The organism is Pseudomonas caspiana (assembly GCF_002158995.1).
In the GTDB taxonomy this organism is placed as follows: domain Bacteria; phylum Pseudomonadota; class Gammaproteobacteria; order Pseudomonadales; family Pseudomonadaceae; genus Aquipseudomonas; species Aquipseudomonas caspiana.
Genome location: NZ_LOHF01000010.1, coordinates 188945 through 194944 on the forward strand (window position 1 = coordinate 188945; position 6000 = coordinate 194944).

The following is a 6000-nucleotide window of genomic DNA, read 5'->3' on the forward strand; positions in this document are numbered from 1 at the left end:
GGCGAAAAGGCGCGACATGTTAAACGTTATCGACGCCGGACGGGCAGCAACGTCAACCGGGATGACTGATCAGGTACAGACAGATCGAAAGCGTTACGAGCGAGCCGAGGGTCGACACCAGAATCGTGCTCGAGACCAGTGACGCTTCGCGCTTGTAGTATTCCGCGAGCATGAAAGGGCCAGTGCCGGTTGGCAGTGCACTGAGCAGCAAGGCGGCATTGGCCCATAGAAGCGGCACGTCGAATACATGAAACACCAGCACCCAGGTCAGCAGCGGGTGGCCGATCAGCTTGATCAGGACCAACAGCGACGTTCCCTCACGTGTACCTTGCTGTTTTTCGGCGAGGAACAGGCCAAGCGCGACTAACGCGCAGGGACTGGTGGCCGCACCCAGCAGGCTGAGCAGTTTTTCCAGCGCGCCGGGCAGGGGCGTGCTGGTGCTAGCCCATAACGCGCCGAGGATCGGAGACACCACAAGAGGATTTTTCGCCAGCGCCAGAAGTACTTTCAAGGCAATGCGGTGCGGTCGGCGCTCGGTTTGCAGTCCGACTTCGACACAAACCAGTGCCAGGCCAAATAAAACGCAAACCACCAGTAGTGCGCCGACCAACGCCGGTTGCAGTCCTTCCTGGCCGAGCACCATCACGCACAGCGGGATACCGATATAACCCGCGTTGGCATAGGAACCACCGAGTGCATCGATGCTGGCGTCGGCCAGATTAGTGCCTTTCTTCCAGCGCAGGAGCAGGGTGACGACGAACACCGATAAGGTGCTCAAGGTAAAGCCGATAACGAAACCGGGGTGCCAGATCTGCTCCCAGGTCGATGTCGCGGTAACGCTGAAGAGCAGCGCCGGTAAACACAGCCAGACCACCATCCGGTTGATTTCCGACGCGGCATTGGGGCCCAGGCGGTTCGTGCGACGGCAGATGAACCCCAGCAGGATCAGGGCGAAAATCGGCAGCAATACATTGAGAACAGCAAACATTCAGGCCAGACCCGTTGCGCGCAAACAGGCGGGCAAGGTTAAGCACGAAAATCGTTAGCGTCCAATCTATTTTTTCCTTGCTGCGCAGGCCCGTCCATCTGCTGGCCGTCCACGGTAAGCAGATCGTCACAATCGAGTCTTAGCCTTTAAGTCCGCACATTGCGCTGGTCCAGGTGCTTGTCTGACGGACCGCAATGGTCTCCATTCGAAGCGAGTGCCCGCCATGACGATTATAGAAACCGACTTCAACGTGTTGGATGAGCAACAAATACGAGCCGCGCTCAAGCGTCTTTCTTTTTTGCGAGTCAAGATGGAGGCTGCTGCCCGCACGCCCATCGAGAGCATGCAAGTACATCCTGATTATCTGGACAGCGCCCGCAACTTGTTGGGCTATCTCGCGTTGCGCCGCCATGATATTCGCCCTCTGCAACAGCAGTTGTCCGGGCTTGGCCTTTCCTCCCTGGGGCGCTGTGAAGCCAATACGCTCGCATCGGTCGACAGGGTCATCGATGTCTTGAAGCGCTTGCTCCCCCGCGCGGAGCTTGAAGAGAACTCGGGCAGCGTGGTGAACCAGACAGGGGAAAAGCTCTTGAACCTGCACGCGGACCAGTTATTCGGCGGGCCATCGCCAGAGCGGGGCGTGCGCATCATGGTGACCATGCCTCATGAGGCAGCGACCAATCCTTCCATGGTCGGCGAACTGGTGCGGGCGGGCATGGATTGTCAACGCATCAACTGCGCTCACGATGACCCGGCTACCTGGCTGAAAATGATTGAGCATGGTCGCAGCGCCGCAGCCAAGGTCGGCAGAACCTGTCAGGTCATGATGGACCTGGCAGGGCCGAAGTTGCGCACGGGGCAGATACAGCCCGGCCCCGCGGTGTTGAAAATCCGCCCGCAACGCGATGATTTCGGACGCATCGTGACCCCCGCTCAAGTCTGGCTTGCCGAAGAACCGGAGGCCTTTTCAGGCGATGACTATTGTTTGCAGATGCCGGGAAAATGGTTAACGCAGTTGCAGGTCGGTGATGAGCTCGCGTTCAGGGACGCGAGGGATTCAAGTCGTTCATTGTCTATCGTTGAAGTCACGGGGCAAGGCTGTCGGGCGGAGCTGCGCAAGACGGCCTATATGATTCCCGGTATAGAGCTGCACCTGAAAAAACATAGGGGGCGGCCAAAGTCAGAACGCATCACCGGCGTGCCACCTCGGGAGCAAAGCATTGTCCTCAACGAAGGGGATGTTTTACTGCTGAGCGCCGATGCCAGTCACGGCCATCCTGCAGTGATGGACTGCAACGGCAAGGTCCTGACCCCGGCGCGTATCGGGTGTACGTTGCCTGAGGTGTTCAAGGACCTGCGCGCCAACGAACCGATATGGTTTGACGATGGGAAAATCGGTGGGCGCATTCAGTCAGTGCAGGCCGACGTCGTTACCGTCCGTATTACTCATGCGCCGGGCGGCGCCAAACTGAAAAGCGACAAGGGTATCAATCTGCCCGACAGCGAGCTGCAACTCGACGCGCTGTCGCCCGAAGACCTGGAAGCGCTTGCGTTCGCCAGCCAGCACGCGGATGTGGTGGAGTTGTCGTTCGTGAACAGCCCTGAAGACGTCAAATCACTTCTGGCGCATTTGAAGCGTCTTGATGCCGAGCATCTGGGGGTCGTGTTGAAAATTGAAACACGACGCGGATTCGAAAGCCTCGCTGCGTTGTTACTGGCAGGCATGCAGAATCCGCGGCTGGGCGTGATGATTGCCCGGGGAGATCTGGCGGTAGAAAACGGTTTCGAGCGAACTGCAGAGTTGCAGGAAGAAATCCTGTGTATTTGCGAGGCGGCCCATGTCCCTGTGATCTGGGCGACTCAAGTGCTGGACACCCTGGCCAAGACTGGCGCTGCAACCCGTGCCGAAATTACTGATGCGGCGATGGGAGTGCGAGCTGAATGTGTGATGCTCAATAAAGGCCCGCACATTCTGGAGGCCATGGGTACGCTGGACGATTTATTGGTGCGTATGCAGGGGCATCGCAGCAAAAAGCGCGACTTGCTGCGCAAGCTGAGTGTCGCCGAGCTGAACGCCTGAGCCCTCCGAACGCCTGGACTCTGGTCCAGACGCTCTTCGGGCTGTGCTCAATAAATTTGCGGGATGATCAGCTCACTGGGCGTCGGCACGCGGCTGTAGTCCTCACGGCGCTGACGCTCTGGCAGCTCAATTGCCGGTTGCTCGACCTCTTCGTAGGGCATCTGACCGAGCAAATGATGGATGCAGTTCAGACGTGCAGTTTTCTTGTCGTCCGCCTGCACGACCCACCACGGCGCTTCAGCGATGTGAGTACGCTCAAGCATGATTTCCTTGGCTTTGGTGTAATCCTCCCAGCGACGACGCGACTCGAGGTCCATTGGGCTGAGCTTCCATTGCTTGAGCGGATCATGGATACGGCTGAGAAAGCGCAAGTGCTGTTCCTGATCGGAGATCGAGAACCAGTACTTGATCAACTGAATGCCGGAGCGGGCGAGCATGCGTTCAAACTCGGGTACGGTACGGAAGAACTCTTCGTACTGATCGTCATCGCAAAAACCCATGACCTTTTCCACGCCTGCGCGGTTATACCAACTGCGGTCGAACAGGACGATTTCACCGGCGGCTGGCAGGTGCGAAACGTAGCGCTGGAAATACCACTGGGTGCGTTCACGGTCATTGGGGGCGGGCAGCGCGGCGACACGGCAGACCCGAGGGTTGAGGCGCTGCGTGATACGTTTGATGACGCCGCCCTTACCGGCGGCATCGCGACCCTCGAAAAGGATCACGACTTTGTGCCCGGTTTTCACGACCCAGCTTTGTAACTTGACCAGTTCACCCTGCAGGCGGAACAGCTCACTGAAATACAGGTGGCGGGCTTTCTTCTCATCGTTGTCACTGATATCGCTTTCGAACAGCTTGTCCAGGCTGTACTCGTCTTCAGCCAGTTCAAGTTCCAGCTCTTCGTCGTTATGGTCGAGCAGTTCACGATGGATGCGACGCGCGAGATTTTCGTGGGTAGGAGACATGTCGGGCGCTCACCTGTAGGAAAAGTCCTCAGATGTTAATCAGCCTCCATGACGCAAAGGTGACAGTTTAAAGACTTAGCGTGGGATATAACGACGCTGCCAGCGATAGGGGATCAACAGGGTCAGAAGCCCCAGCAGTGCGGCGAATGCACCGCTTATCAATAGCGCATTGGGCCCGAGTCGACTTTCCAGAAGCGCGCCGATGACCGCTCCTGCGCACATGCCAGCCCAAGGCACCAGTTGTATCCGCCAGCCGTCACGGCGTTCGCCGAGCATCCAGCGCCCAAGGCCTCGGCCAAATCGCGAAAGTGCGCCCGTGACATACGTCAGCCCCACCGGCAGACCGTTGACCTGTTCGACGGCGGCATTGAGCATGCCCATGGCCAGAATCGCCGCCATGACGGTCAGAATCTGCGAGCCCAATGGCCAGGCTGCGGCTGCGCAGAGCAGCATGCCTATGCTCAGCAGCAAGGGCAGGGCGCGTCGGCCACTCAATCGGGCGACGATCACCCCCAGTGCGTTACCGACCACGAACGTGATAATTGCCAGCGCCAGACGAGACGTGGTGCTGAGGTCTCCATCGCTGATCGCCACCGCCAGGCGAGTAGTGTTGCCGCTCATGAAGGACACGTAGTCACCGGTCGCCATAAAACCGATGGCATCGGTCATGCCTGCCAGCACCGAAAGGCTCGCAGCCAATGACATACCTACGCGCCCGCGCCATTTCTGCATGTGCAGATGCTTCAGATTAGCGCTGGCACTGGCGGTAGAAGGAAGCATCGAAGGTCCCCGCATTGATCACTGATTCAGACGCGAACATTGCAACGCTTAAAGTGCCTTGGCGCGAACGATTCGCTTGGCTTTGATCTCATCGGCATAGGCTTTGAGCTGGTCGGCATCGCCATACAGCCGGTTGACCAATTGCAGAATGGCCGTGACGTCGACATCGGTCATTTGTTCAGCAAGTTTGAGTATTTCGTTGGCCGTGCTTTCAAGGTTTTCAGCGGTCCCTTTCAGGTGACGCTTGAGCTCCTGGGTTGGCTTGTTCAGGGCCATGATGTTTCCTTCTTATAAGTACCAGTGATTTCTATGCAGTGGAGCATCGCTTTTTCTGGGGGAACAAGCAATGTGTCGGCTACCTACTTATCCATAAGAGACGTCCTGGCAGGCTGTAATCCGATAACTGAGACTTCCCTTGTTTCGGAAGCCTCCTACAAACCTGCTCTGCATCGGCTGACTGACGTATCGAGCGCCTTTCGGCAAAGTCCCGCCCTTTACTCAGGCCAAGGACTCGCCCATGTTCAACCCCGCCAATCGCGCCTCGTTCACGCTGGAAATCGACGGGCTTGAGCATGACTTACGAGTGCTGGCTTTCACCGCCAAAGAGTCCATCAGTCGTCCGTTCAGCGTACGCATCGAGCTGGTCAGCGAACCCGCCAACCTTAAACTGGAAGAATTGCTACACCGCCTGGCATTTCTGAGGTTCGACGCTGACGGTCATGGTTTTCACGGGCAGATTGGCGAAATTGCCCAGGGTGACTCCGGCAAGCGCTTTACCCACTATTTCATCCAGCTGGTCCCTTGCCTCAAGCGGCTGGAATACCGCCGCAATCACCGTATTTTCCAGGGCAAGACGGTCCCGGACATCATCGCGCTGGTCCTCAAGGATCACGCCATTTTCAGTAATGCGTTTGCTTTCAGGTTGCGCGAATCCTGCAAGCCTCGCGACTACTGCACCCAGTATCAGGAAACCGACCTGCATTTCGTGCGCAGGTTATGTGAAGAAGAGGGCATCCACTTTCACTTCCAGCACAGCCCAGGCGCGCATCTGCTGGTGTTTGCGGACGACCCGATTCAATTGCCGGTGCTCAAACCTGCGGTCGCATATGTACAGAGCAGCGGGCTGGTCGCAGAAGCTTCGGTTATCCATAAATTCAACGTTTGTCTCGCAACACGTTCAGGCAAGA

6 protein-coding genes are annotated in these 6000 nt (G+C 57.5%); 2 read left to right on the forward strand and 4 right to left on the reverse strand.

What is annotated here, in order from left to right; all coding sequences use genetic code 11:
• Positions 1-52: 52 nt before the first annotated feature.
• Positions 53-988 carry an AEC family transporter gene (locus AUC60_RS14120; protein WP_087268299.1) on the reverse strand — a complete coding sequence of 312 codons (936 nt, stop codon included), beginning with the start codon at positions 986-988 and terminating at the stop codon, positions 53-55.
• A gap of 223 nt (positions 989-1211) precedes the next feature.
• On the opposite strand from AUC60_RS14120, the gene AUC60_RS14125 reads away from it, so the two are divergent.
• Positions 1212-3068 (forward strand): pyruvate kinase, encoded by a 1857-nt coding sequence (locus AUC60_RS14125; protein ID WP_087268303.1) that lies wholly within the window; start codon positions 1212-1214, stop codon positions 3066-3068.
• A gap of 47 nt (positions 3069-3115) precedes the next feature.
• Here AUC60_RS14125 and ppk2 read toward each other — a convergent pair whose 3' ends face one another.
• The 3 genes from ppk2 to AUC60_RS14140 form a co-directional block, all read right to left on the reverse strand.
• Positions 3116-4033, reverse strand: coding sequence for a polyphosphate kinase 2 (ppk2, locus tag AUC60_RS14130; RefSeq protein ID WP_087268306.1), 918 nt, complete (start codon positions 4031-4033; stop codon positions 3116-3118).
• Positions 4034-4108: 75 nt separating this feature from the next.
• Positions 4109-4813: a YoaK family protein gene (locus tag AUC60_RS14135; RefSeq protein WP_087268309.1), complete on the reverse strand. Its 705-nt coding sequence runs from the start codon at positions 4811-4813 to the stop codon at positions 4109-4111.
• Positions 4814-4861: 48 nt separating this feature from the next.
• Positions 4862-5089, reverse strand: coding sequence for a hypothetical protein (locus AUC60_RS14140; RefSeq protein ID WP_027900182.1), 228 nt, complete (start codon positions 5087-5089; stop codon positions 4862-4864).
• A gap of 241 nt (positions 5090-5330) precedes the next feature.
• Here AUC60_RS14140 and tssI point away from each other — a divergent pair.
• Positions 5331-6000: type VI secretion system tip protein TssI/VgrG (gene tssI, locus AUC60_RS14145; RefSeq protein ID WP_144443262.1), on the forward strand; the 670-nt coding region annotated here is incomplete at its 3' end.